Annotated in this window: 22 protein-coding genes; 11 read left to right on the forward strand and 11 right to left on the reverse strand. The window is 56.8% G+C overall.

Features of this window, described 5'->3' with window-relative positions; genetic code table 11:
- Positions 1–132 precede the first annotated feature (132 nt).
- Entirely contained in the window at positions 133–1038 is a 906-nt protein-coding gene (locus D4A39_RS15415) for a tetratricopeptide repeat protein (protein ID WP_233552498.1), read from the reverse strand.
- 153 nt (positions 1039–1191) lie between these two features.
- On the opposite strand from D4A39_RS15415, the gene dctP reads away from it, so the two are divergent.
- A complete protein-coding gene (dctP, locus tag D4A39_RS15420; protein ID WP_022983744.1) occupies positions 1192–2202 on the forward strand; it encodes a TRAP transporter substrate-binding protein DctP in 1011 nt (336 codons plus the stop codon).
- 89 nt (positions 2203–2291) lie between these two features.
- On the opposite strand, the gene D4A39_RS15425 is transcribed toward dctP, so the two are convergent.
- Both D4A39_RS15425 and D4A39_RS15430 read right to left on the reverse strand, forming a co-directional pair.
- Positions 2292–3575: a TRAP transporter large permease gene (locus D4A39_RS15425; RefSeq protein WP_022983745.1), complete on the reverse strand. Its 1284-nt coding sequence runs from the start codon at positions 3573–3575 to the stop codon at positions 2292–2294.
- Positions 3569–4153: a TRAP transporter small permease gene (locus tag D4A39_RS15430; protein ID WP_022983746.1), complete on the reverse strand. Its 585-nt coding sequence runs from the start codon at positions 4151–4153 to the stop codon at positions 3569–3571. Before D4A39_RS15430 ends, D4A39_RS15425 begins: the two co-directional genes overlap by 7 nt.
- A 269-nt stretch (positions 4154–4422) precedes the next feature.
- Here D4A39_RS15430 and D4A39_RS15435 point away from each other — a divergent pair, with 269 nt between their 5' ends.
- The 4 genes from D4A39_RS15435 (at position 4423) to D4A39_RS15450 (ending at position 7345) form a co-directional block, all read left to right on the forward strand.
- Positions 4423–4968 carry a MarR family winged helix-turn-helix transcriptional regulator gene (locus D4A39_RS15435; protein WP_022983747.1) on the forward strand — a complete coding sequence of 182 codons (546 nt, stop codon included), beginning with the start codon at positions 4423–4425 and terminating at the stop codon, positions 4966–4968.
- 4 nt (positions 4969–4972) lie between these two features.
- Complete coding sequence (gene ectA, locus D4A39_RS15440; protein ID WP_022983748.1) at positions 4973–5512, forward strand: diaminobutyrate acetyltransferase; 540 nt, start codon at positions 4973–4975, stop codon at positions 5510–5512.
- Positions 5513–5564: 52 nt separating this feature from the next.
- A complete protein-coding gene (gene ectB / locus D4A39_RS15445) occupies positions 5565–6869 on the forward strand; it encodes a diaminobutyrate--2-oxoglutarate transaminase (RefSeq protein ID WP_022983749.1) in 1305 nt (434 codons plus the stop codon).
- 77 nt (positions 6870–6946) lie between these two features.
- On the forward strand, positions 6947–7345 hold the full coding sequence (locus D4A39_RS15450; protein ID WP_022983750.1) for an ectoine synthase: 399 nt from the start codon (positions 6947–6949) through the stop codon (positions 7343–7345).
- Between the two features lie 302 nt (positions 7346–7647).
- Here the strand turns inward: D4A39_RS15450 and D4A39_RS15455 are convergent, their stop codons facing one another.
- Positions 7648–8844, reverse strand: a complete 1197-nt coding sequence (locus tag D4A39_RS15455) for a DcaP family trimeric outer membrane transporter (protein WP_022983751.1) — start codon at positions 8842–8844, stop codon at positions 7648–7650.
- Between the two features lie 422 nt (positions 8845–9266).
- On the opposite strand from D4A39_RS15455, the gene D4A39_RS15460 reads away from it, so the two are divergent.
- A complete protein-coding gene (locus tag D4A39_RS15460; protein WP_022983752.1) occupies positions 9267–9926 on the forward strand; it encodes a response regulator in 660 nt (219 codons plus the stop codon).
- A gap of 54 nt (positions 9927–9980) precedes the next feature.
- Here the strand turns inward: D4A39_RS15460 and D4A39_RS15465 are convergent, their stop codons facing one another.
- The 6 genes from D4A39_RS15465 to D4A39_RS15490 all read right to left on the reverse strand — a co-directional run bounded on the left by D4A39_RS15465 (position 9981) and on the right by D4A39_RS15490 (position 18334).
- Positions 9981–13445 carry a hybrid sensor histidine kinase/response regulator gene (locus D4A39_RS15465; protein ID WP_022983753.1) on the reverse strand — a complete coding sequence of 1155 codons (3465 nt, stop codon included), beginning with the start codon at positions 13443–13445 and terminating at the stop codon, positions 9981–9983.
- A 25-nt stretch (positions 13446–13470) separates the two neighbouring features.
- Positions 13471–13686, reverse strand: coding sequence for a hypothetical protein (locus tag D4A39_RS15470; protein WP_119918516.1), 216 nt, complete (start codon positions 13684–13686; stop codon positions 13471–13473).
- A complete protein-coding gene (locus tag D4A39_RS15475) occupies positions 13686–14300 on the reverse strand; it encodes a 3'-5' exonuclease (RefSeq protein ID WP_102792666.1) in 615 nt (204 codons plus the stop codon). Before D4A39_RS15475 ends, D4A39_RS15470 begins: the two co-directional genes overlap by 1 nt.
- A gap of 60 nt (positions 14301–14360) precedes the next feature.
- Positions 14361–16172: a putative nucleotidyltransferase substrate binding domain-containing protein gene (locus D4A39_RS15480; RefSeq protein ID WP_119918517.1), complete on the reverse strand. Its 1812-nt coding sequence runs from the start codon at positions 16170–16172 to the stop codon at positions 14361–14363.
- 94 nt (positions 16173–16266) lie between these two features.
- Positions 16267–18063, reverse strand: coding sequence for a sodium:solute symporter family protein (locus D4A39_RS15485; protein ID WP_022983757.1), 1797 nt, complete (start codon positions 18061–18063; stop codon positions 16267–16269).
- 13 nt (positions 18064–18076) lie between these two features.
- The gene (locus D4A39_RS15490) at positions 18077–18334 is read right to left on the reverse strand and encodes a DUF4212 domain-containing protein (RefSeq protein WP_022983758.1); all 258 of its coding nucleotides are present in this window, start codon (positions 18332–18334) and stop codon (positions 18077–18079) included.
- 217 nt (positions 18335–18551) lie between these two features.
- On the opposite strand from D4A39_RS15490, the gene D4A39_RS15495 reads away from it, so the two are divergent.
- Positions 18552–19568: an MBL fold metallo-hydrolase gene (locus D4A39_RS15495; protein WP_119918518.1), complete on the forward strand. Its 1017-nt coding sequence runs from the start codon at positions 18552–18554 to the stop codon at positions 19566–19568.
- Here D4A39_RS15495 and D4A39_RS15500 read toward each other — a convergent pair.
- Complete coding sequence (locus D4A39_RS15500; RefSeq protein WP_199699477.1) at positions 19483–20460, reverse strand: tRNA dihydrouridine synthase; 978 nt, start codon at positions 20458–20460, stop codon at positions 19483–19485. The two genes, D4A39_RS15495 and D4A39_RS15500, sit on opposite strands and share 86 nt — an antisense overlap.
- Before the next feature lie 343 nt (positions 20461–20803).
- Here D4A39_RS15500 and D4A39_RS15505 point away from each other — a divergent pair, with 343 nt between their 5' ends.
- The 4 genes from D4A39_RS15505 (at position 20804) to dxs (ending at position 25437) form a co-directional block, all read left to right on the forward strand.
- Positions 20804–21862 (forward strand): porin, encoded by a 1059-nt coding sequence (locus D4A39_RS15505; protein WP_119918519.1) that lies wholly within the window; start codon positions 20804–20806, stop codon positions 21860–21862.
- Between the two features lie 451 nt (positions 21863–22313).
- Positions 22314–22556, forward strand: coding sequence for an exodeoxyribonuclease VII small subunit (locus D4A39_RS15510; RefSeq protein WP_022983763.1), 243 nt, complete (start codon positions 22314–22316; stop codon positions 22554–22556).
- Positions 22546–23442: a polyprenyl synthetase family protein gene (locus D4A39_RS15515; protein WP_022983764.1), complete on the forward strand. Its 897-nt coding sequence runs from the start codon at positions 22546–22548 to the stop codon at positions 23440–23442. Before D4A39_RS15510 ends, D4A39_RS15515 begins: the two co-directional genes overlap by 11 nt.
- 66 nt (positions 23443–23508) lie before the next feature.
- A complete protein-coding gene (gene dxs, locus D4A39_RS15520) occupies positions 23509–25437 on the forward strand; it encodes a 1-deoxy-D-xylulose-5-phosphate synthase (protein WP_119918520.1) in 1929 nt (642 codons plus the stop codon).
- The last annotated feature ends 2 nt before the right edge of the window (positions 25438–25439 follow it).

The raw sequence follows: 25439 nt of genomic DNA on the forward strand, positions 1-25439 counted from the left end.
ATATGGGGGTCATCACCCTTTCCTACAAGGGGGGGCAAGTCTAGCAGAAAGTGACCCGCAAAGGGGCAATTTACGGGCCCCTACAACCTATCAGTCTGACAGAAAAGTACTATGGCGCCCGTGAAGAAGCCGTCAGCCAGAGACTGTCAGGTCACTGTCGTTTCCGACCAACGCATCAAAGCGCTCCAGTCCTTGCAGTGGTCGGAACATTTCCTCTACCCGAGCGTGACGGACGAGGGTTTCCGAGGTATTTATCGCCGCCTCCAGATCGCTGAGGGCGTTGTCGATTTCGCCAAGTCCGGACCAGGCACATGCGCGCTGATAGAGGGCATGCGCGTTTTCTTCATCCACTTCCAGCACCCGGTCACAGAGGCTCAGCGCCCAGCGTTGCTCTCCCAGTTCCAGAGCGGCATCGGCCTTCCAGGCCAGCGCCTCCGGATCATCAGGGCGAAGCTCCAGAATGCGGTCGTAGATCTCGATCTTGGCCTGGGCACTGGGTTCCTTGGTGGACTTTAGCCACAGGCTGTGGATTTCGTTGGTTCGCTCAATCTCTTCCTGGTTTTCCGCGATGGTACGCGACTTCTTGCGCAGCTCGCGCTCAAGGTCCGCCAGCCGAGCTTCGTATTCACTGGTGAGCCGCGCCATCTCCTTCTCAGCATAGACCCGCACATTATCCTTGAGATCACGAATCGTCGACCAGCCCACCAGCGCCAGAATGGAAGCGGCACCGGCGATCAAGTAGAAAAAGTAAGTCACCGTATTGGTGGCATAGCCCATGGCCTTGTCGGCCACTTCCAGCTCCCGATCGGTCACCAGAAGGTTCATCTGGTTGCGATATTCCATCATGTCCTGACGCAGGGTTCGCAACTCACCAAGAATCCAGTTCTCCCGGAACTGGGATATCACCGGTCCCTTCTCGATTTCGCTCTGGGCTTCGAGGCGAGGGGCCTGTGCCGCATCAGCGTCAGGTTCAGCGGTGGCCGTCATGGCGAACAGCACCAACAGCACTGCGCAACCTTGCTGCAGAAACGTTTTCATCAATGTTTTGTCCTCATCGCTTGCGCTACCCAGTGCGGTAATGGTCGCATTCTGGACACGTCGGTTCCAGTCACGGATGTGGGCCGACCGGTTGACAGTGATGTTGTGATGCCATGTAGTGGTTTCCACATTTGGCAACCAAAAGGGATAAGCATGCACTTGCGACGACTGATTGGCGCCGCCACGCTGGGCGTTTTCACTCTCTCTACCACCGCCATGGCCGAAACCTGGCGCTTTGGCCTGGAAGAAATAGAAGGCAGCGTCCAGCATCGTTACGCCGAGCAATTTGAAAAACGCATCGAAGAACGCAGCAATGGCGACATTGATGTGCAACTCCTACCCTACGGCAAATGGGGCTCCAGCTACTCGGCGCTTTATGACGCGATTCAGGGCGGCGCGATCCAGATCGGCTTCGCCTCAGGGGCATTGGGCGGCACCGTGCCGGAAAGCCAGCTACTCAACCTGAACTACATCATGCCCGCCGACCAGTGGCGTACCGCCCAGGCCCTGAACTCAGACACCTTCCTGAAAAGCGACGCCTGGCAGAACGCCTTCCGTCAACGGGGACTGGTACCGCTGGCCGAGCTGGCCGAAGGCTATCAGGTATGGACTGCGAACAAGGCCATCCGCACCCCTGCCGACATGGAGAACCTGGGCATTCGCGTCATGGATAACACCTTGCTGCGTTCCACCTATCGGGCGTACGGGGCTTCCCCTACCTCCATTGCCTATGGCGAACTGTACAGCGCCCTCCAGCAAGGTCAGGCCGAAGGCAACATTCAACCCGTTTTCGCCCATCAAGAAATGGCGTTCTACGAGGTACAGGACTACATGATCTTTGCCGACCAGTCCCAGTTTGTTGCCACAGTGATCGGCAACTCGGACTGGTATGACAGCCTCAGCGATGAGCAGCGCACCATGGTAGACGAGGTTACCAAGTCGCTGGTAAAGGAAGGTCACGACATTCAGACCCGGTTCAACAAGGAACGACTGGATATCATTCGTGACAAGAGCGATATCGAGATCATCGAGCTGACCCAAAAAGAGCGACAGGCCTTCGAAAAAATGGCCAAACCCGTTCGCAAAACCTTTGTAAAAGAGGTTGGCGCCGGAGGCGAGGCCTCAATGAAAGCGCTATTGAAGGCGATCAAGGAAACCAAATAATTGCGGCTTCCCTGAACAGAAAAACCCGGCAGGGATGCCGGGTTTTTTTGTACCTGTTGCGGGTGCAATAAAACCCCGCATGTCACAACCTACTCTCCGCCCAGCGACGGCAGCCACAGGGAAATCTCCGGGAACAGGATCAGGATGACCGTGGCCAACAACAACATGGCAATAAACGGGGGCGTGCCGCGGATCACTTCCAGATAGGGACGACGGAACACCGCGATGGCGGTAAAAATGTCACAGCCAAAGGGCGGTGTCGCTGACCCGATAGCCGCCTGCAGGGTGACGATCACCCCCACATGGACCGGATCCAACCCGGCCGCCTGGATTAGCGGTTTGAAAATCGGCACCAGAATCAGGATCACCACGATGGGATCCACAAACATGCAGCCGATGAAAAACGACACGGCAATCAACGCCAACGCCGCCACCTGATTGTCACCAATGGAATCGATCACCGGCCCCAGCAACTGCTCGGGAATGCCGGCGGTGCCCAGGGTGTGGGAGAACGCCGCCCCAATCGCCACCAGAATAAAAACCACGGCGGTAATCATGCCGCTGGAAAGCGCCAACGGCCCGAGATCACGGATTTTGACTTTGCGGTAAATCACCACTTCCAGCAGCAAGGCATAGGCCACGGCAATGGCGGATGCCTCCACCGCACTGAACCAGCCACCGTAAATGCCGCCGACCACCAACACCGGAAACCCCAGCGGCAGAGCAGCCCCCCGAAGCGCTCGCAACCGCTCGGACCAGGAGGCGCGAGGTTCAGGCTCAATGCCCTTGAGATATGCCCCGGCCCAGCAGTAGGCCGAAAACATTAACAACACCAGAAGGCCGGGCAGAATCCCGGCCAGAAACAGATCACCGATGGAGGTCTTCATCACCACGCCATAGACGATAAATCCGATACTGGGTGGAATCAGCAAGGCAATATCACTGGCATTGATAATCAGGGCCAGCGCGAATTTGTCGGAGTAGCCCCTGGCTAGCAAACGCGGCCGCATAGGCCCGCCCATAGCAACGACCGTGGCCTGGGTAGATCCTGAGACAGCACCGAACACGGCGCAGGATGCCGCCGTAGTAATCGGCAACCCACCACGCAGATGACGGACAAAGGTGTCCACCAGATCCAGCAACCGGTTGGCCGTATGCCCCTTGGTGAGAATGTCCGCGGCAAAGATAAACATGGGCACTGCCGCCAGCACCCAGCTGCTGACCCCGGTGATCATCCAGGTCACGGCCTGGTCCGGGCCGAAAAATGTCATGTCCGTGAACATCATGAACAAGGTGCCGACCGCCAGTGGCACCATCATGGGGTAGCCCATGAGCAACAACAGCAACATGATCAGGGCAAGAATAATCAGCATGACGCGTCTCCTTGCCCCTTATCATGACCGCCCTGCTCCGGCACGCTGGCATAGACATCCTTCTCAGTGAAACTGCGCCATACCCCTTCCGTCGTCAGGTTGCGGACGATGGTTAGCAGGTACTGGATGCCGGCCAGCACAAACCCGGCTGGCAAAGTGGTATAGACCGTCCACATGGGAATCTGCAGTGACGCGCTGACCCGCCCCCGCTCATAAATATCCATCACGTACTGACCAGATTTCCAGGCGAAAAAGAACATCAGCGCGGCGGTACCGGCGGCAATCAGAATCTGCAGCCCTTTGCGGGAAGGGTCGTTGAGCTGCTCATAAATGGCAGACATCCGGATGTGGCGGGCCTGGCGTGCTGCGTAACCCAAGCCCACAAAGGTAATGCCGAGAATCAGCATCTTGGTGATTTCATAGGTACCGGGAATCCCCTCCCCAACTACCGCCTGCCCCACCACATGGGCACTCATCAGCAGGGCCATGGCCAGAATACAGCCCCCCACCACACATTGCTCAAGAAGGCGCAGACCGCGGTCCACCCCTTCCAGCAGTCGCAATAACGTCTGTTGCATTCAGGTATCCCCTCGCGCCGGACTGACCCGACCAAACGGCGCTGTCCCCCGCACTGTCAGGGCTTCAGCGTGGTTCGGGCCTGATCTCCAAGCATTTACTTTGACATCTAAATATTACACCACTAAAATAGCCTACCAACTTTCGCAGGGAATTACTTGCCATTGCCCTGATTCTGTATGGAGAAAAGTTACTTACACTTCAAATTGATATCAGACATACCATGTCTCAATTCAGTCATATTACTTTGTTATCAAGAGAACTCACGGCAATGGCCAGACACGAAGACGTGCTAATTGCATTACGACAGATTATTCGCGCCACCGACCTCTACTCGCGCAAGTTGAGCAAGGTCTCCGGCCTCACCTCACCGCAACTGCTGATCATGCAGGCCATTGCGGGTAAGGGAGAGATGACCATGGGCGACCTGGCCAGCGAGGTATCGCTGAGCCAAGCCACGGTCACCACCATTCTTGATCGCCTGGAAAAGCGCGAACTGATTGAGCGCAAACGGGGCGAAACGGATAAGCGGCGCGTTTATGCCTGCCTGACTCAGGGAGGCCTGGCTATCATCGACCAGGCTCCCACCCCTCTGCAGGACGAATTCATTGCCCGCTTTGACCGCCTGGAAGACTGGGAACAATCACTGATTCTCAGCTCACTGCAGCGCGTCGCGGCCATGATGAACGCAGAGGACATCGATGCCTCGCCAGTGCTGGACCTGGGCGCCATCGACCGCGCCCAACCCACGCTGGAACTGTCGGCACGCACTGCCGGCACAGAGGCAACAACCCATTCAAAAGCGGACCATAAGTGAAACCATGTCTGACGACGTAAAGAAAGCGGATTCATCCACCGACAAAGCGGATGACATTACTTTCCGGAAACCGGAGAGCCAGGACGGCAGCCGGGTTCACAAACTGATCAGCGAGTGCAAGCCACTGGACGAGAATTCGGTCTACTGCAATTTGCTCCAGTGCACGCATTTTGCCGATACGTCTGTCGCTGCCGAAATGGATGGCGATCTGGTTGGCTTCATCTCCGGCTACATCCCGCCCAAGCAACAGAATGTCCTGTTTGTCTGGCAGGTTGCGGTCCATCAGAAAGCCCGAGGCAAAGGGCTGGCCAAGCGCATGCTGGCCGAACTGATCAAGAGGGAAGAAAGCACCGACGTTCAGTTCATTGAAACCACCATTACTCCGGACAATGAGGCGTCATGGGGCATGTTCCGCAGCTTCGCTTATGAGCGCAGCATGCCTACCGAGGAGTTCATTCTTTTCGACTCCCGGATCCATTTTGCCGGTGAGCATAACGACGAGTATTTGCTGCGTATTGGCCCGTTCAACCGCGACGACGCCTGAGAGCGCCACAGCCCGAACGAACAACCCGAATTCAAGCGAGGATAGAGGAACCATGGATACTGAAATTTTTGAAAGCCACGAATCGGAAGTCATGAGTTATGCCCGTAGCTTCCCGGTGGTCTTCGACCAAGCCAAAGGCAGCTACCTGTACGACGAAACCGGCAAGGAATACATCGATTTCCTGGCAGGTGCAGGCACCCTGAACTATGGCCACAACAACCCGGTTCTGAAAGAGAAACTGCTGGAATACATTCAGCGTGACGGCATTGTTCACGGCCTGGACATGCATACCACGGCCAAACGTGAATTCATGGATGCGTTTTATGAAGTGATCCTGAAGCCCCGCGACATGGACCATGTCATGCAGTTTACTGGCCCCACTGGCACCAATGCCGTAGAAGCGGCACTCAAGATTGCCCGTGTGATCAAGGGTCGCGAAAACATCATCAGCTTTACCAATGGCTTCCACGGTGTAAGCCTCGGCTCACTGGCGGCTACCGGTAACAGCCACCACCGTGGCGTGGCCGGTGTCACCCTCGGTGGCGTGACTCCGATGCCCTACGACGGCTACCTGGGCGATGCCTTCGATACCACCGAATATCTGGACAAGGTATTGGGCGATTCTTCCAGCGGCGTGGACCACCCTGCCGCCGTGATCGTGGAAACCGTTCAGGGCGAAGGTGGCATCAACGCCGCCAGCTTCGAGTGGCTGCGCAACCTCGAAAAGATTTGTCGCAAGCACGACATGCTGTTGATTCTGGATGACATCCAGGCCGGCTGTGGCCGCACCGGGACCTTCTTCAGCTTTGACGAGGTAGGCATCAACCCGGACATTATTACCCTGTCCAAGTCCCTCAGCGGCTATGGCCTGCCATTTGCCATGGTGCTGATGAAGCCGGATCTGGACCAGTGGAAACCGGGCGAGCACAACGGGACCTTCCGTGGCCATAACCTGGCCTTCGTGACAGCTGCAGCGGCCTTGAATCACTATTGGCGTGACGACAAGTTCGCCAAGGAAGTGCAGAAGAAGGCGGACATCATCACCGACCGCTTCCGCGAAATCGCCAACAGTTATGACGATCACTGGTTCTACCTGAATGGTCGCGGCATGATGCAGGGCCTGGTGGCCCGTGATGGCGAGCTAGCTGAAGAAATCACCAAAGCGTGCTTCAAGCGCCAGCTGGTGATCGAAACCTCCGGTGCCGATGATCAGGTCATCAAGACGCTGTGTCCGCTGACGATCAGCGAAGAAGACCTGACACGCGCGCTGGACATCGTCAAGGAGAGCGTCAGCGAAGTGATGACCGACCGCATCAAGCGCGGTGAAGCTCACGCGGTATCCAGCCTGGCCAGCTAAATTCACTGCCAGCCCTTCTGGTTGGCCCGCCTTGCCGGGCCAACCTCTCCCTCCCCCTTATTCCGGAGACTCTATTCATGATCGTTCGCACTCTGGCAGAAGCCGAGAAATCAGAACGCTGCGTCAAAGCCGAAAACGGCAACTGGCAGTCTGTTCGCCTGTCCCTGAAAGAAGACAAGATGGGCCATTCTTTCAACATTACCACCATCTTCAAGGGCACCAAGACACACATCAAATACGCCAACCACTGGGAATCCGTCTATGTGATTTCTGGCAGCGGCAAAATCGAAACGCTGGATGACGGCAAGGTTTACGACCTGACTCCAGGCACTATCTACCTGCTCGACCAGCATGATGAACATTACCTTTATGGTGGCGAGAACGAAGATATGGTCGTTGCCTGTGCCTTCACCCCGCCCTTGAGCGGCAAGGAAGTACACGACGAGAACGGCGTATACCCGGCGGATCTGGATTGATAAGAGAGACGCTACACGCTACGAAAGAGGGACGCATTAGCGTCCCTTTTTTTATGGTTCACCGGTTTTGGAGAATAGGCCACAGCAAAACCATCCCGTAGGAGTGTCGCTCGCGGCGCGATTCCATACGCCTGACAATCGCGCCGCCGCCGAGCGCAGCGAGGGAACGCCCGCAGGGCGGCCCGAAGGGTGAGCGGAGCGAAAACCGACGCTCCTGTGGACAGTTGGGAAGAGTAAACTCCCAATCCGCGAACCCTAAAAAAGGGCGCCGAAGCGCCCTTTTTTCCGTGGGGTGTGCTTCGTTAAAACGCATACTTGGCTGTGAACTGCACGCGTTTGAGATCACCGTCATCGCCATTTTCCTGCTCGCGACTGCCGTAGATCAGTTCGCCCCCCAGTGACAAGGGCTTGGCCACCTGCCAGATCAGATTGGCGTGGGCCGTTTCCACGGTCTTGTTGGTTGTTGCCGCAACGGTATCAGGGTTATCCGCTTCACTGAGAGAAACCGCGAAGTTGGAACGCCAGCGCTCACTCCAGTGATGACGCAAGGCCAGTACCGCGCTCCAGGCATCGATCAGCTCAATATCACCATTGGCTTCAATCTGTCCGGCCCGGAAGGCATTGAGCACGAAGTAACGGCCCATGGCATTGCCGTAGTTGGCCTGAAAACGGATGTCATCTCGCTCACCAAGCATCAGGCGGCCCGCAAAGGATACGCCATAGCCATATTCGCTTTCGTCCTGATCAACCCCACCAATGGTGTCCTGGTATGCCAGCTCACGCCCCATGGCCGACAAGCTCATGTTGCCCCAGTCACCGGTAACGTTATAACGCGCGACAATATCCGGCATGGCGTTGTCGTCATAGGGATTCTGGGTGCCGCCATACAAGGTGGTAGAAGGATTCTCCAGCGACAACATCAGCCCGCCATGGGTATAGCGAATCTGGGGTTGGCGCTCAAAGATCGTGCCTGACGAACCCACGAAATCCAGGGTCTCGGGTAGCGCGCTGACGTTAAAGAAAGTCGACCAGGTCTGGCCAAACAGCCACTTGTCCCAACTCAGGTAGGCGTGCCGGATACGTGGGGCATAGCTGTTACTGATACGCTCATCGCCAATATCATTGGTCTGAAAATCTATTTCGATATGCCCCTTGACCAATCCTGCTGATGTCATGGTCGCACTCTTTAACCAGAAGCGGCTCTGTTTGGCACTGAAATCCACCTCGGCAGAGCTGGCATCCCCTCCCACAGGAATTGTGGACGGGACCATGAAATCACGTCCAACGGATCCACCCGCTATTTCACCGTCGCTATATTTACTGATCATGGTATCGGCTTTGATAAAGCCCCCGAACTCGATCTGAGTATTCCCCTCAGCCGGGGTACCAACACGCTCTTCCAGAATGGTAATGCGCTCTTCGAGCGTCGCTGCCCCGGCAATACCCGCATGAGCAACCAGAATCGCTGCACACAGGCGCGTGGGAATTATTGCTTTCATGGCCCTGTCCTCTTGTTGTCATCAAATTGCAAGTGACTCCGAAGACAGCTTGCTGTGAGGACGAAACCTTCTCCATTAGCCATAGGTCGAAGGCAGGGAACCTTCTCCAACGATGCCGGTCCTTGCCACCTAAGACCAAGGTCTAATACCGACAGAAAAGACAGACAAGCACACTATTGGCCATTAATTCAGACCGCATACAATCCAGGGAAAGGACCGTTTTCACTCCCTTTTCTGTATATGCCCTACACCTTGGGCAGTCAGTGGACTGTTGCGCTTTCGCTGAGAAGATTCTGTTGTTATTACAGTTTCTTTCCCCTGTGCTGCCCTCCCCGGGCAGCCACTTTTTATTTCAGACCAGCAAAAAGCCCTCACCCAAAACAAGGCTATACACAACAACAAAAAATCGCTAAAACAGGATCATGACAACCATACTGATTGCAGATGATCACCCCCTCTTCCGTGCAGCCCTTAAACAGGCGGTGATGGCCAGCTTTACCGATGCCAATATCCACGAGGCTGACTCCCTGTCCGGACTTGAAGAGCTCGGACACAAGTCTCTCCCTTTTGATGTCATTCTTCTGGATCTTCACATGCCGGGAACCCATGGTTTTTCTGGTTTGATTTATCTCAGGGAACAATATCGGAAAGTGCCTTTAGTGGTGATATCCGCAACGGAAGATGTGGATGTCATACAACGGGCTATTCACTTTGGTGCAGACGGGTTCATTCCCAAATCCGCATCCGTAGAGACCATGACCGAAGCCATGAAAAAGATCATGGCAGGAGAGCGATGGTTACCGGAATATGCGCGTCGAGCCATGCCTCCCACCCTGCCCGATCATTCCGCAATGAGCGAACGCATTACCAGCCTGACGCCACAACAGTTCCGGGTCATGGGCATGCTGATGGAAGGGATGCAGAACAAGGTAATTGCTTACGAACTGGACGTTTCTGAAGCGACCATCAAAGCCCACATGACCGCCATCTTCCGAAAGCTCGGCGTCCGCAACCGCACACAAGCCGTATTGGCGCTGAAGGATCTGGCGATTGAGCCACCGTCAGTCGACAGTAACCCATAGCGGACAGTTAAAATTGACAGCTAGCCCCTCATAACTCGACAACGCCTTCCGCCGTTAACTGTTAACTGCCTCTAACGCTCTTTTCAACATCATCTCTGTTAACGGTTTCTGCAAAAAACCCACACCCTGCTCTTCAGCTTGCTGACGGATTTCCGGACGTCGATCGGCGGTCATCAAGATGGCAGGCACGACGTCATCCCAGCAGTCATCCAGCCCTTCGATGACGTCAAAACCGTTTTCATGGTCCAACTGGTAATCCACCAGCAACAGATCCGGAGCCGGGCAAAATGCCGCTTTCTTCCTCGCCTCCTCCAGTCCGCTTGCAGCAACCACCTCACAGCCAAGAGTCTGCAAGGCACCAACCAGACTGGCCAGTAAGGCAGCATCGTTATCTACACAAAACACCCTCATACCACTCACGTCAGGACGCTCTTGTACCGCTTCCTCAGAGAGAACCGGCGGCGCCTCACCGCAGGAGAGCGGTACGGTGACACTGAAGACCGTCCCTTTGCCCGGCCAGGACCTGACTGTCAGGGTATGCCCCAACAAACGGCATATGCGATCGGCAATGGCCAAGCCCAACCCAAGCCCCTTAACCGATTGCTTCCCTTGCTGAGGCAAGCGCATGAACTCACGAAAGATTTTTTCATGTTGATCATCCGGAATTCCCGGCCCTGTATCCCAAACATCAATACGGATACAGCGATCTTCACGCCGGCACCCAAACAGAATTCGACCACTGTCGGTGTAACGAATAGCGTTGGATAACAGGTTCTGCAATACCCTCCTGAGTAACACCTCATCGCTATCAACTACCGCCGAACACGCCACTACCTTCATGGACAGGTCTTGAGCATTGGCAAGCGCGACAAATTCTTGACCGAGGGGCGTCATCAGCCTGTTCAGCTGAAGCGGATGGATATGGACAGGCATGGTATCTGTGTCCAGTTTGCTGATTTCAAGCAGCGCAGTAATGATTTGCTCAGCAGCTTGCAACGAACTGTCGATATGCCCCAATACATCTACCTCCTGCGTAAATCCAGTCTGGCTGGCTAACTGTTGCCTCAAGGAAGATGCAAATAATTGGGCGGCATTAAGTGGCTGCATCAGATCATGTCCTGCTGCAGCAAGAAAACGGGTTTTTCCTTCATTGGCTTGCGCCAGCTTGGCGTTCAACTCGGTTAATTTCCGGGTGCGTTCGGCCACCATATGTTCCAGGTTTTCATTGATTTGCCGTAGTGCCAACTCATCCCGCTTTCGCTCCGTCACATCCATGTAGGTGCTGACAAATCCGCCTCCCACCATGGGAGTACCACGCACTTCAACAACAATGCCGCTTGGAAGTTCGCGCTCGAATTGATGCGAACTGCCATCGCGTAACAACTTCACCCGCTTTTCCACATCGGCATCCTGATCTTTACCTGCATAGAAGCCGCGTTCTGCGTTGTAGCGATACACTTCCTCAATCGGTCTGCCCAACCGAATCAATCCGTCGGGATAATCAAACAGCTTCACATAAGCCTGGTTCCAGGCCACTACCTTCATGGCCCTGTCTACCACACAAATCCCCTGACTAATGGTTTCGATGGTGGTACGCAACAGCTGGTGATTAAACTGAATCAACTCAGACGCTTCATCCATCATCCGCACAACATCATCGTGGCGGCTGTTCTGCTTGCGCAGAAGCGAGCTCATCACGATGCGTGCCGTCGACGCCCCCATGGTCCCGGCCAACAGGCGTTCCACATAACGCACCAGATGAAGCGGGGCAGGCAACGCCAAATCTTCCGACACATGGCGGCGTTGCATATAGTCAAAAAACAAGGGTTCGGCCCGCGGGTTTCCCAGGCCCCGTTTGCAGACCTCCAGCAATTCGGCGGTGGTAATGGAAGGGTGCCCCATCCCTTCACGCCACCAGTCAGTGGGCATATCCACAAAGCGTGCGGCCTGCGCTTCATCCAGAGCATCATGCGTGGCGCTTCGGGACAGGGAAATAAAGGCCGCAGTATTCAACGATAACGACCAGAACACGCCATGGGTCAGGGGCTCAAGACCCTCGATCCCGAACAGTGCCTCGGGGCGCAGCATACCCAACCCCAACAACCCGTTCTCATTCAGCAACATCACCCATTCGACGGGAAGAATGACCGGCACCAGCAAGCAGTAAAACCACACCACAAAGCCCAGACAAAGCCCAATAAATGCGCCACGTTTGTGCCCGCTACGCCAGTAAAGTGCACCAATCAACGAGGGAGCAAACTGGGCAACCGCTGCGAACGAAAGCAGACCAATACTGGCCAACCCGTCGAAACGATCTATCAGCGTATGAAAGGCGAACGCCAATCCGAGCAAAACAAGGATGCTGGCACGACGAAGAAAGCGAAGCTTGCCACCCAGATCCGACAGCTGGTCTTTTTCGTTCAAACGCGACTGCAACCACAACGGTAGCAGCACCTCATTGGTCAACATGATCGCCAACGCGATGGTAGAAACGATGACCATGCCCGTTGCAGCAGCAATCCCTCCGATGAAGGAAAGCATCAGCATAAATGAATTTCCCTGCGCCATTGGCAGAGACAACATATAGGTATCAGCCTGCCCCAGCAGATAAGGCTGGGTAATCACTCCACTGACCACAATCGGCAACACAAACAGCGCGAACAAAAATAAATACAACGGCAGCAGCCATCGCGTCGTGCGCAAATGGCGCAAGTCATTATTCTCCACAACGCCAGCATGAAACTGCCTTGGCAGGCAAAGTATCGCCGCCATGGAAAGCAACAATGCAGTGATAAAGCTCTGCGAAAACAAGGTGGGCTCAAATGTCTGCAATACGTCCGGACGTTGCGTAACTGCCTGCCACACGTCCACCGGGCCGTCGAAGATCCCAAACAGGCAGTACACCCCAATCAACACAAAAGCGACAAGCTTGATAAACGACTCAAAACTGACCGCCAGCATCAGACCAGACTGATGCTCGGTGGTATCGATGTGGCGAGTCCCGAATAGCAGCGTAAACAAGGCCATCAGTATCGCCACCATCAGCGCAGTGTCGCTTTGGGCGGGGGAGGCATCCTTGAGTACATAGTCGAACGACAATGTCACGGCTTTGAGTTGAAGCGCGATATACGGCAGCACGCCGATCACCGCCACTACAGTCACCAGAACGGCCAAACGTCGGGACTTCCCATAGCGAGCAGCCAGAAAGTCCGCAATAGAGGTAATATGATTCTGCTGGGCCACTGACACCATTTTGTATATCAGTGAGCCCCCTAACAGCACAGTAATGATGGGACCCAGATAAATCGGCAGGTAATTCCAGCCGTTCTGGGCCGCCTCCCCTACCGCCCCGTAGAACGTCCACGAGGTGCAATAGACCCCGAGCCCAAGGCTGTACACCCAGGCATTCTGAAAGGTGTGTTTGCGCTGGCGGGCAGCACGATCACCCAGCCAGGCGATAACAAAGAGTACCAGCACGTAGCCCAGTGCCAGCCCACTCAGCTCCCATAAAGAAAACACGGCGGCTCCTGTTTTTTCTTCGAGCTTACCCCAGTGCGCCGATAAATCGCAGCACTACCGCCACCAGCATCAATAACAACCCGGCCCGCTGCAACTTGAACTCCAGTACGCTCATGGCCATAGCGCGACGCCAGAACAGCAACACCCCGCGGGCGTCCCCGGTACGACGCCAGTAATGGAGATAACTGCAGAGAACCACCGCAATACCCAGTACCAGAAAAAGAGAGTCGAGTTGTTCCATTAGCTATCCAGGGTCGATTTTTGCAATTGCAGGTACATCAGCCCTGCAGTAACCGCATCACCCCGAGCGGTGTGACGCTCCATGACGGGCACTTGCAGGGCTTTGGCCATGGCCTCAAAGCGCAAGTCCGGAGTGATATCCGGCTGCCAGTGGCGCTGTTTTTTCTGGTACAACGCCGATAACTCGATGACCGGGTTCGGCAAGTCAAACCCCATCAGTGGCCGCAGGTAACGGTTGATCATCGCCACATCAAAATCAATACACCACCCCACCAAGGGCCGGTTGCCTATTTTTTCCAGCAGCTGCTCCAGCGCGTCTTGCACCTGGCACCCTTCTTCCAGATCCACTGGCCGCAGCCGGTGGATACGAATGGAGTCTCCATCGAGACTTCGGGGTGCCTGAAGTTTTACGTCCAGGCACTCACTGCTGGCCACCCGACCCTGCCTGACCGGCACCGCCGCCACCGACACCAGCTCGGCCTCACGGCTATCCAGGCCCGTGGTTTCACAATCCAGTGCGATCACTTCATCCCCTTCGCAGGGCATAAAAAGGTGGCCGTAAGGGCCTGCGCCATGCCGGTAACGATCCGCATAGCGACGTAACTGCCTGATCATGCGTGCCAGTCTCCTGTCCAATTCCACTGCCTCGTCATTGCCCGCGCCGCTCTCCAGACCTCAATATTCCAGATGAAAACGGCGTGACAACCGTTGTTTGAAATCACCGACCAAATGCAGCGCATCGCGTAACAGGTCGCGCTCCAGCGACGACAACGATTGCACCACGATATGGTTGTCTTGCAGTTCTGTCTGTTGGCCATGCCACTGCGCCAATTGCTGGTTAAGCCGCAGCTCACTGAACAGCTCCATGGCTTCGCCCAAATCCTCGGCAAAGGACGCCTCCATGGCACCGGCTGCCACCAGTTTTTTCAGCCGCCGCAGCGTGGAGGTCTCAGCGATGCGGTGCTGCAAGGCCATGGCCCTGACTCCATGCACCAGGGGAAACAGCGCACCCTTCTTGATATCGATTCCGTGCTGCGGTTTTTTCAGGGAGCCGAACAAGTTCAGCGGCGTGGCGAACTGCAGTACCGGCCGGGCAAAATGCGCCATCAGCAGATCATCGCCGCTACAGCGATCGAACAAGGTCTCGCGCACTGCCTCCAGCAAGCGGCGATCCCCGGCGACACAGTGAGCATCCGCCAGAATCGTCAGGTTCAACACCCCCTTGCCGGCCGCCTCCCCCGCCCAATGATAGACACGCTCTTGCCATTGCTGGACCGGCCCCTGCCAATCGGGGTTATTCACCATTACCTTGCCGGGACAGGGCGGATACCCCATCGACAACAAGGCCTGGGTAAACCGCTCGGCATCGCGCGGCAACCCGGGCCAAGCCTGGTGATCGCCCAAAATCAGACCGTTGTCCTGATCCGTTTTGAGAATCTGCTCACCACGCCCCTCACTGCCCATCACAATCAGGCAGCCTTGCAGCTGGTCTGCCGGCATGACCATCTCCCAGGCCTTGCCCATGACTCGACCGTTAAGGGCCGCCAGCAACTCCATGGCAAAGCGCATCTTTACGCCCTGGGCCATGAGCGCATCCACCAGTTCCGGCAAGCGGGCACTGGCCAGCTGCAGGGCATCGAGACTGTCTGCCTTTTCGATTTCCAGTCCCACCACGTAGGAACGGCTGGAAAAAAAGCTGAGCACGTCGGTCAACTCGACCACGCCTACCGCCTTGCGCTCTTCCATCACCACCACCCGCGCCACCTTGTGGCGGGTCATGCGGGTCAGCGCGGAAAAAAGATAATCCGACGGCGACACGGTGATCAGCCGGGTTTCCGCCACCACACTCAAAGCAGTGCTGGCATCGTGATGCTGCAACACCAGTGCGGTCAGCAGATCGGTCTTGGTGATGATCGCGTACTGCGCTTGATGTTCGATCAGCACACTGTCGACACCATGCTGCTTCAGCGCTACCACGGCGTCGTGCAGGGTCGCCGTGGTAGCCATGATCAGCGGCTCACGCATACAGGCATCCACCCGGGCCAGCATAAAACCGGCCATGGTCACGCCGCCCTCGCGACGCTCTGCCAAGCGCTGGCCTTTTTCCACCAGACGTTGTTGAAAATGCCGACCGAAATCTGCGTTATCCTCACACAGGGTGAGAAACAGCGCAGCGGGAATCAGGTAACACAAACTTTGCTGTTCTGCCCGAAAGCGATAGCGACTTTTGCCATTGAGCACACTGATCGCACCGAACACATCGCCTGCAGCATAGACCCCTACCTGCTCTCGACCATCCGGGGCCTGCACATCCAGTTCCGCCACACTGCCCTTGTGCACCACGTACACGTACTCACTGGCGCTGGACGCATCCAGGATAATGTCGCCGGCCTCGAAGTAGGCCAGGTCCACGCCGTCCCGAAGCCGGGAGCGGGCAGTCTCATCCAGCAGGCTGAACGGATGTTGGTGCAGTTCCTGTTCGATCATGATGTATCCGTACAGGTCATGGCATACAGGGCGAAAAAAGCCGGTGTGAATACGCGATCCACACCGGCTGCTCTCCCTTTCTTATTGTCGCTCTTTAGTGAGCGTGAGCTTCACCGGCACCGCGCGGGATACGGATATCCTCAACGATGTGCTGAATGTGCTCCGGCGGCGGTGCAGTGACACGGGACACCGCGAAGGCGACCGCGAAGTTCAGCACCATCCCCAGAGTACCGATCCCTTCCGGAGACACGCCCAGCCACCAATGCTCGGCCGTATTCAGATCTGGCGACACAAACTTGAAGTAAACGATGTAGCAGAAGGTGAACGTCAGACCCACCAGCATGCCGGCAATCGCCCCTTCCTTGTTCATCCGCTTGTAGAAGATGCCCATCAGAATCACCGGGAAGAAGCTTGCGGCTGCAAGGCCGAAGGCGAACGCCACCACCTGTGCCACAAACCCGGGCGGATTGATCCCGAAGTAACCGGCAATACAGATCGCTACCACCGCAGCACCGCGTGCCGCCAGCAGCTCCTGCTTCTCGGTAATATCCGGCTTGATCGTCTTCTTCAGCAAGTCATGGGAAATCGCACTGGAAATCACCAGCAGTAGACCGGCGGCTGTAGACAAGGCCGCGGCCACCCCACCGGCAGCCACCAGGGCAATTACCCAGGCAGGCAGATTCCCGATCTCCGGGTTGGCCAGTACGATGATATCGCGATCGATATACACCTCGGAGGCGTTGTCGGTCGGCGCATTGGTGACCACACGCTCGCCCTGGTTGCCCTTGGCTTCGTCACGGCTGCCGGCAAAGTTCGGCTTGCCGTCAAACGGCGCACCGGCACGCATCTGCACGGCACCATCACCATTCTTGTCCACCCAGCCAATCAAACCGGAATTTTCCCAGTTGTAGAACCAGTCGGGCAGCTCGGTGTACTGGGTTTCGTTAACGGTATCAATCAGATTGAGGCGGGCAAAAGCACCCACCGCCGGGGCAGAGGTGTACAGCAAGGCAATGAAGAACAGCGCCCAGCCGGCACTGATACGGGCATCCTTGACACGCGGCACGGTAAAGAAACGCACGATTACATGGGGCAGCCCCGCGGTACCACACATCAGGGCAGCGGCAATAAAGAACACATCAATCGTGGATTTGGAGCCTTCGGTGTACTGGGTGAAGCCCAGATCCGTCACCACCTGATCCAGCTTCTGCAGCAGGTATACGCCGGAATCATTGCCGGCGGCATCCAGCACCGTGGCACCGAAGCCGGTCTGCGGGAACACATGCCCGGTCATCATGATGGACAGGAAGACCGCCGGTACCAGGAAGGCAAAAATCAGCACGCAGTACTGCGCCACCTGAGTATAGGTAATCCCCTTCATGCCACCCAACACGGCGTAGAAGAACACGATGGCCATGCCAATGACGACACCCACATTCACGTCCACTTCCAGGAAGCGGGCAAACACGATACCGGTACCGCGCATCTGCCCGGCCACATAGGTGAACGACACAAAGATCACACAGATCACCGCCACGGTTCGCGCCACATTGGAGTAGTAACGGTCACCGATAAAATCCGGCACGGTAAACTTGCCGAACTTGCGCAAGTAAGGCGCCAGCAGCATGGCCAGCAACACATAACCACCGGTCCACCCCATCAGGTAGACCGACGCATCGTAGCCGGCATAGGCGATGATCCCTGCCATGGAAATAAAGGAGGCGGCAGACATCCAGTCAGCCGCAGTGGCGGCGCCGTTGGCGACAGGCGACACCCCGCCACCCGCGACATAAAAATCCTTGGTTGAACCGGCTCGCGACCAGATGGCGATGCCGATATAGAGGGCGAAAGAACCGCCCACAAACAAATAGGTAAGCGTTTGAATATCCATCGGGCAGCCTCACTCAGTCTTCATGGACGTCGAATTTGCGATCCAGTTTGTTCATCGAATGCGCGTACATGATGATCAGCACCAGGAACACATAGATAGCTCCCTGTTGTGCAAACCAGAATCCCAGTTTGAAACCGAACATCTGAATCTGATTGAGTTCGTCCACCAGCAGGATGCCGCAGCCATAGGAGACAGCGAACCAGATAGCCAGGTAGGTCAGAATCAATCGCAGGTTGGCGGCCCAATAGGCGCGGGCATTTTCTTCTTTCATTACTCGTCCCTCTGCGTCCTCGTTACAAGTGGCCTTCTCCTGTGAAGAGCCGGCATATACCAAGACTAGCCAAAGGGCCGACGGCGCACAGTATGACTTTAGTCGAACCCGCAGCCGGCGTTACGAACGTGCAAACCTGCGCAAAGCGTCATTTTTTCGTACAATGCGCCCTTGTGGTCAGGAAAGACCTAATGCGAACAACAAAAACGGACACTCCATGAAAACAGCGCGATGGCTCATCGGCGCACTGTTGCTGCTGGCAATCTTGATGATTGCAGCACTTCAGCTCTCTCCCTCGCTGGGACACTGGCCCGTCGCCAACCCCCCCCAGGGCCATGAAAAGGTTTCAATCACCTATCTTGGCACAAGCACCATTCTGATTAGCGATGGCCGCAATCACCTCCTGACAGACGGATACTTCACCCGCGTTGGCATTGCGCAACTGTTTGGACGAATCGAACCCGATAAAGATCGTATTCAGGCGGCACTGGAGAAAGCGGGGATCACAACACTGGACGCCATCCCGGTGCTGCACTCTCATTTTGATCACGCCATGGACAGCGGATTGGTCGCACAACTGACCGGCGCACAGCTGCTGGGGTCGGATTCAACGGCCATGGTCGGTAGAGGAAGCGGCCTCAAGGAAGAGCGCATCACTACCGTGAAGCCTCACCACCCATATCGTTTTGGTGACTTTACGGTCTATTTTATTCCCGCCAGCCATGTGCCCTTGCCCCGGGTGATCGAACAGTGGACAGGCAAGGGCGCCATCACTGAACCGGTAAGACCGCCGGCATATCTGGGGGCATGGGAAGAAGGCCGTTGCTATGGGTTGGTCATCACCCATCCCGGCGGCTCCGTACTTATTCAGGGAAGCGCAGGGATGCAGCCCGGTGAACTTGACGGTTACCAGGCAGACTATGCCCTACTCGCAAGCGCCAGTTTGGGTAAGCAAAGTGAATATTATCAGCAACGGTTCTATGAGCAGACTGTCGGGGCCGTAGGGGCGCACACGATTATTCCAGTGCATTGGGATAATTTTTTTACTGAGCTCACCGAAGACGTCAAGCCACTGCCCTGGCTGCTGGATAATCTGGACGAATCCTTTAAGGCCATGGCCGACCGACACGATGGCGACTTTGTTGTTCTCAGGCCTTTTCAGTCGTTGGCTCTGCGCGCCCCTGCAACTCCACTGCCTGCCGTAGATAAGGCAGCATCGCCTCGGGTTGATTGACGCGCTTAACCTGCTCCAACAACGCCCCGGCCTGGGGCCAACGGCGACGCAGATAGCTGAGCCATTGCTTGACCCTGCCAGCGACCTGGGCATCTGTACCGGAACCGATGACATCGCCCACGAACTGCTCTAGCACCGGCACGATATCCTGCCATTCACAGGCTTGCCCTGTTCGCAAGGCGCGCACCAGCCAGGGATTCGCCACCGCACCTCGCCCCAGCATCAAATCAGCGCAACCACTTTCTCGCTGGCAACGCCGTGCATCCTCTACCGTCCAGATTTCTCCGTTGGCAATCACCGGGATAGACACCGTCTCGCGAATGGCGCCAATCCGATCCCACCAGGCAGGAGGCCGGTATCCCTGACGTTTGGTGCGACCATGCACTGTCAGCCAGGCGGCTCCGGCCTCCTGCACCGCCATGGCATTGTCCAATGCCAAGGCATCATCCTGGTTACCCAGCCGCATCTTTACCGACACCGTTACCTGCGCGGGTACCGCTCGTCGAACCGCTGCCGTGACAGCGTGCACCAGCTCCGGCTCGTCCAGTAGTACCGCGCCCCCCCGGTGACGATTCACGGTCTTTGCCGGGCAGCCAAAATTCAGATCAATGGCGGGCGCCCCCAAGGTGACCGCGCGCATCGCATTGTCTGCCATGCACGATGGATCTGACCCCAGTAGCTGAAGATGCACCGGTATTCCCGCACGGGTACGTGCGCCGTTCTTGAGTTCCGGGCACCAGCGATAGAAGACACGGGGCGGCAGTAGCTGGCCGCTCACGCGGACAAACTCGCTCACACACCAGTCAAAGTCACCCACATCGGTCAGCGCCTGACGAACCCAGAAATCCGCCAGACCTTCCATAGGGGCCAGAATAAGTTTCATGGGGCGCATTCTAGCGGCATTGACCATTACTCAGCCACGAAAACGGAGATGACAGCTTTCCTGCAACTTGCAATCATCGGTCGCTTTTGCAACGGTGTATCGCAACGCACATAAAACATGGAAATTTTATGGCTGCCGCGGGACCGGGTTTCAATACAGAGGGAACGCAAACCGTTTTAGCATGCCGACAGGGCTTTTCCTTCGGCTTCCTGCCTCACCGGAGTGGTGATCGACACGCGCCACCCGCCCCCGTCATCGGGTCCCGCCCGCCCCTTTTGGCATCCTTTTCAACATGATTTTGGCACCCTTTTAGGTTCCGCCCTGATTTGAATACCACCCAAGGGAGAGACGAATGAAACAGACACGCATGCTACCCCTGTCATCGGCACTGCTGGCCGGTCTTGCTGCCTTGCCCGCCCACGCCGAACTGGAAGTAACCCCCTATGGCTCACTGCGGATCCAGTCCGAAGCGGTCTCCGTCGATGAGGCGCAACCCGGTGAGGACGATTCCTATAGCGGGCTGCGAGATGCCTACTCCCGCCTGGGGGTAACCGCCAACTACAACGATATCGACAACCTGAAAATTTCGGCCACCGTGGAATTCCCCATCAATTCCGCTCGACTACGGGCAGAGGATCCGACCTTTTTCCAGGAAAGCTACAAAGGAAACAACAAGCCGCGCGTCGCCGATATCACCGCCACTCACGACAGCTTCGGTAGCCTGCGGGTGGGCACACAATGGCTTACCTACTACAACAATGTCGCTTACCCACTGGACTTCTTTAGTTCGTTTTATTCGGGTTATGCCACCCAATCCACCTTCCGTCGCGATGCGGTGACTTACCAGACCCCGAGCATGGGCGGTTTTACCGCCACCGTCTCCGGGGTGGATCTCACCGATCAGCAAGGCACCAGCTTTCTGGACACCCTGCAGTACGCGCTCGGCTACGCGGTGAATGACTGGAGTGTTGGGCTGGGCTATCAGGACAGCGAGCAGGACTCCGCCAAACACGCTGACCAAATGGGGATTTCTGCCGCCTGGTCTCCGGGTAACTGGCGTTTTGCCGCCAAGGTAGAGCAACTTCTTACCAATGATGACACGGTTCAGGATGACGACCCGGTGACCTATAACCTGCTCGGCTCTTACAGCTGGGACAAATACACACTGCGGGCCATGATTGCCCACGGCGAAGAGTCTGATGAAGCCGACGCATTCTTTCAGGGGGATTCGGCCCAGGTGGGGCTGGACTACCGGCACACCGAGAACCTGAAGTTCTTCGCCGAATATTTTTATGAAGAACTGGGCTATGCAATCTACACCCCCAACTCCGAAAGCTTCAATCCGCTGGCCGGGTACCAGGTAGAAAGTGACGGCCAGGTGTTTACCGTAGGGATGCGATTCGATTTCTGAACCTGACAGTGAAAGAAGGCAGCGTGAGAGGCGGGGCAAGAGCCCCGCCGGCGCCGCAGGCATAACGCCATAGCTTAGGAGATCAAAGGAAGAAACTGCCTGCGAATTCCGGCGGGTCCATCACTATAAGCAGGGCATCCTGTGACCAGGAACCCCTTTTATTAGAATCATTTGGAATCAAACAAAACCTTCGACAAAACATCGAAAAACCCTCTTTATATCAATGCATTACCGCAAAATAAGCCCCCTTTCAAACAGCCTGAACCTATAGCCAAAACAGATCAAACCGCACCAAAGGCCCATTCCCTGCTCTCCCAAGACTCATTCCCCTTGCGGATGCCCAGCGTCAGGCGCACGCGGCAATCCGCCCGCCCCTGACGATTGATTCACCTGCCCGGCTGCATTACTGTTGCCGCCGTAAATGCCCGCTTACGATCCACCGGAGAGACGCATGGCCAAAAACACCCCCCCGGCACTGGAAACCGCCCTGGATAACCTGGAAACCCTGGTGGAACGTATGGAGTCCGGTGATCTGACCCTCGAAGAGTCCCTCAAGGCCTTCGAAGAAGGGGTGCGGCTGTCCAGAGAGTGCCAGCAGGCTTTGCAGCAGGCAGAACAGAAAGTTCGCATTCTGCTGGAACAATCGACCGAAGCCGAACCTACCCCGTTTAGCGGCGGCAGTGATGAGCAGTGAACTGACCGCCCTGGACGGGCTTCGCCAGACCAGCCTGATTCGCCTTGAGCAAACGCTGGATGTGTTTCTCCCTGCCATCAGCGCGGCGTCACGCCTGAGTGAAGCCATGCGCTACGCCGCGCTGGGCGGCGGCAAGCGCATTCGCCCCTTGCTAGTCTACGGCGCCACCGCTCTGGCGGGCGGCACCCCGGAACAAGCCGACACACCTGCCGCGGCAGTCGAACTGATTCACGCCTACTCTTTGGTCCATGATGATCTGCCCGCCATGGACGACGATGACCTGCGCCGGGGGCAACCCACCTGCCACAAAGCCTACGACGAGGCCACCGCCATCCTCGCTGGAGACACCCTGCATACCAAAGCCTTTGAATTGCTGGCCACCCGTGGGGATTACCGCAGCGATACGCGTATCGCCATGATCCGACACCTGTGTCAGGCCGCGGGGGTTGATGGTATGGCTGCCGGCCAGATGCAGGACATGTTGGCGCAGGGACAACAACAGACGCTGGCGGCACTGGAGGAGATGCATTACCTCAAGACAGGGCGACTGATTACTGCCAGCCTCCAGCTGGGTTACTTCGCGGCCCAAATCGACAATATCGAGCTGCTAGACAGTCTTACCCGCTTTGGCGATGCGGTTGGGCTTGCTTTCCAGATTCAGGACGACATTCTGGATATCACCATGGCAACGGACCAGCTTGGCAAACCCGCCGGCTCTGACGAAAAGCTCGACAAAAGCACCTTCCCGTCCCTGATTGGCCTGGAGGCCAGCCGTCAGCGGGCCTCGCAACTGTGTGCCGACGCCATCGCCACACTGGACGGCTTTGGCATTCACGCCCTGCCGCTGCAACAACTGGCACAGTACATCATCGCCCGCAATCACTGACGACGACCCTCCCGGCCCTGTATACTTGTCACACTTGCAGTATGCACTGACCTGGCAACCGGAATTATGCCCAAAACCTTTACCCAGATACCGCTGACGCGCCCTGCCACTCCGTTGCTGGACACCCTGGCCAGCCCGGCGGATCTACGCCGCCTGCCTGCCAGTCAGCTGGAGCGCGTGGTCGATGAATTGCGTGAATATCTGCTGTATTCAGTCGGGCAGTCAGGTGGGCACTTCGGCGCCGGCCTTGGGGTGGTTGAACTGACTGTCGCGCTGCACTACCTGTACAACACACCGGACGACAGACTGGTCTGGGATGTGGGGCATCAGTGCTACCCCCACAAGATTCTGACTGGGCGCCGCGAAGGGCTCACAGCTATCCGTCAGCAGCATGGTTTGTCAGGCTTTCCCAAACGCAGCGAGTCCGACTACGACACCTTTGGTGTAGGTCACTCCTCCACGTCCATCAGTGCGGCGCTGGGGATGGCACTGGGAGCCGAAATGGCCGGCAGTGACCGGCGAGCCGTCGCCATCATCGGCGATGGTGCCATGACCGCAGGGCAGGCCTTCGAGGCCATGAGCCATGCGGCCCATACCCGTTCCAATCTGCTGGTGATCCTCAACGACAACAACATGTCGATTTCCCACAACGTGGGCGGGCTGTCCAATTACTTTGCCCGTATCTGGGCCAGCAAGAGCTATATCGCGCTGCGCGAAGGGGGCAAGAAGGTGCTCTCGACCATGCCGGCGGCCTGGGATTTCATTCGCCGCACCGAAGAGAGCATGAAAAACATGGTGAGCCCGGACATGCTGTTCGAGGCCATCGGTTTCAATTACATCGGCCCTATTGACGGTCACAACCTGGACGAGCTGGTGCGTACCCTGGGCAACATGCGCACCCTGGAAGGCCCGCAGCTGCTGCATGTCTATACCACCAAGGGCAAGGGCTTTGCCCCGGCTGAAGCTGACCCGGTGGGGTACCACGCCATCAACAAGATCGAACCCAAGCCCAAGGTGCAAGTTGCCGTTCCGCCCCCCCCCAAACCCAAGCGCCCCAAATATCAGGATATTTTTGGCCAGTGGCTGTGCGACATGGCCGAACAAGACCCGCGTCTGGTGGGGATCACCCCCGCCATGTGCGAGGGCTCCGGGATGGTGGAATTCAGCCAGCGTTTTCCTGACCGCTTTCACGATGTGGCGATTTGCGAGCAGCATGCCGTCACTGTCGCCGGCGGACTTGCCTGCGAAAACCAGAAACCGGTGGTGGCCATTTATTCCACCTTCCTGCAACGGGGCTACGATCAGCTGATTCACGACATCGCCCTGCAGGAGCTGGATGTCACCTTCGGCCTGGACCGCGCTGGACTGGTGGGCGAGGATGGCGCCACTCACGGCGGAGTCTTTGATCTTGCCTACTTGCGCACCGTCCCCAACATGATTGTAGCGGCGCCCTCTGACGAAAATGAATGCCGCCAGTTGCTGTACACCGCCTACCAGCATGAAGGCCCCGCGGCGGTCCGTTATCCCCGCGGCAACGGACCAGGCGTTGCGATTGAAGACAGTATGGAAGCCCTGCCCGTCGGCCAATCCCGTTCGCTAAGGGAGGGTAACCGGATTGCGATTCTCGCCTTTGGCGCCCTGACTCCAGCCGCTCACAAAGCCGGTGAAGCCCTTGATGCCACCGTCATCGATATGCGCTGGGTCAAGCCGCTGGATCGTGACGCCATTATCAAGGCGGCAGCCAGCCACTCCCTGCTGGTCACCGTAGAGGACCACCAACGCATGGGAGGGGCAGGCTCTGCCGTAAATGAATTGCTTCACGACGAGGGTATCGTGGTGGATGTGATGAATCTGGGCCTTCCCGATCACTTTATTCATCATGGCAAACGCGACGTACTGCTGGCCGAAGCCGGACTGGATGCGGCAGGCATTGAGCAACAGATTCGGGCGCGCCACACGCAGCAATCCCGGTCGGTAGCCGACGCAAAACCGTAACG

Origin of the sequence: Alcanivorax profundi, assembly GCF_003597125.1 — a bacterium.
Classification (GTDB): domain Bacteria; phylum Pseudomonadota; class Gammaproteobacteria; order Pseudomonadales; family Alcanivoracaceae; genus Alcanivorax; species Alcanivorax profundi.

Bases quoted from the DNA above. Each gene is read 5' to 3' on its own strand.
- D4A39_RS15415 (WP_233552498.1), bottom strand. From the start codon at position 1,038: ATGAAAACGTTTCTGCAGCAAGGTTGCGCAGTGCTGTTGGTGCTGTTC.
- dctP (WP_022983744.1), top strand. From the start codon at position 1,192: ATGCACTTGCGACGACTGATTGGCGCCGCCACGCTGGGCGTTTTCACT.
- D4A39_RS15425 (WP_022983745.1), bottom strand. From the start codon at position 3,575: ATGCTGATTATTCTTGCCCTGATCATGTTGCTGTTGTTGCTCATGGGC.
- D4A39_RS15430 (WP_022983746.1), bottom strand. From the start codon at position 4,153: ATGCAACAGACGTTATTGCGACTGCTGGAAGGGGTGGACCGCGGTCTG.
- D4A39_RS15435 (WP_022983747.1), top strand. From the start codon at position 4,423: ATGGCCAGACACGAAGACGTGCTAATTGCATTACGACAGATTATTCGC.
- ectA (WP_022983748.1), top strand. From the start codon at position 4,973: ATGTCTGACGACGTAAAGAAAGCGGATTCATCCACCGACAAAGCGGAT.
- ectB (WP_022983749.1), top strand. From the start codon at position 5,565: ATGGATACTGAAATTTTTGAAAGCCACGAATCGGAAGTCATGAGTTAT.
- D4A39_RS15450 (WP_022983750.1), top strand. From the start codon at position 6,947: ATGATCGTTCGCACTCTGGCAGAAGCCGAGAAATCAGAACGCTGCGTC.
- D4A39_RS15455 (WP_022983751.1), bottom strand. From the start codon at position 8,844: ATGAAAGCAATAATTCCCACGCGCCTGTGTGCAGCGATTCTGGTTGCT.
- D4A39_RS15460 (WP_022983752.1), top strand. From the start codon at position 9,267: ATGACAACCATACTGATTGCAGATGATCACCCCCTCTTCCGTGCAGCC.
- D4A39_RS15470 (WP_119918516.1), bottom strand. From the start codon at position 13,686: ATGGAACAACTCGACTCTCTTTTTCTGGTACTGGGTATTGCGGTGGTT.
- D4A39_RS15475 (WP_102792666.1), bottom strand. From the start codon at position 14,300: ATGATCAGGCAGTTACGTCGCTATGCGGATCGTTACCGGCATGGCGCA.
- D4A39_RS15480 (WP_119918517.1), bottom strand. From the start codon at position 16,172: ATGATCGAACAGGAACTGCACCAACATCCGTTCAGCCTGCTGGATGAG.
- D4A39_RS15485 (WP_022983757.1), bottom strand. From the start codon at position 18,063: ATGGATATTCAAACGCTTACCTATTTGTTTGTGGGCGGTTCTTTCGCC.
- D4A39_RS15490 (WP_022983758.1), bottom strand. From the start codon at position 18,334: ATGAAAGAAGAAAATGCCCGCGCCTATTGGGCCGCCAACCTGCGATTG.
- D4A39_RS15495 (WP_119918518.1), top strand. From the start codon at position 18,552: ATGAAAACAGCGCGATGGCTCATCGGCGCACTGTTGCTGCTGGCAATC.
- D4A39_RS15500 (WP_199699477.1), bottom strand. From the start codon at position 20,460: ATGCGCCCCATGAAACTTATTCTGGCCCCTATGGAAGGTCTGGCGGAT.
- D4A39_RS15505 (WP_119918519.1), top strand. From the start codon at position 20,804: ATGAAACAGACACGCATGCTACCCCTGTCATCGGCACTGCTGGCCGGT.
- D4A39_RS15510 (WP_022983763.1), top strand. From the start codon at position 22,314: ATGGCCAAAAACACCCCCCCGGCACTGGAAACCGCCCTGGATAACCTG.
- D4A39_RS15515 (WP_022983764.1), top strand. From the start codon at position 22,546: ATGAGCAGTGAACTGACCGCCCTGGACGGGCTTCGCCAGACCAGCCTG.
- dxs (WP_119918520.1), top strand. From the start codon at position 23,509: ATGCCCAAAACCTTTACCCAGATACCGCTGACGCGCCCTGCCACTCCG.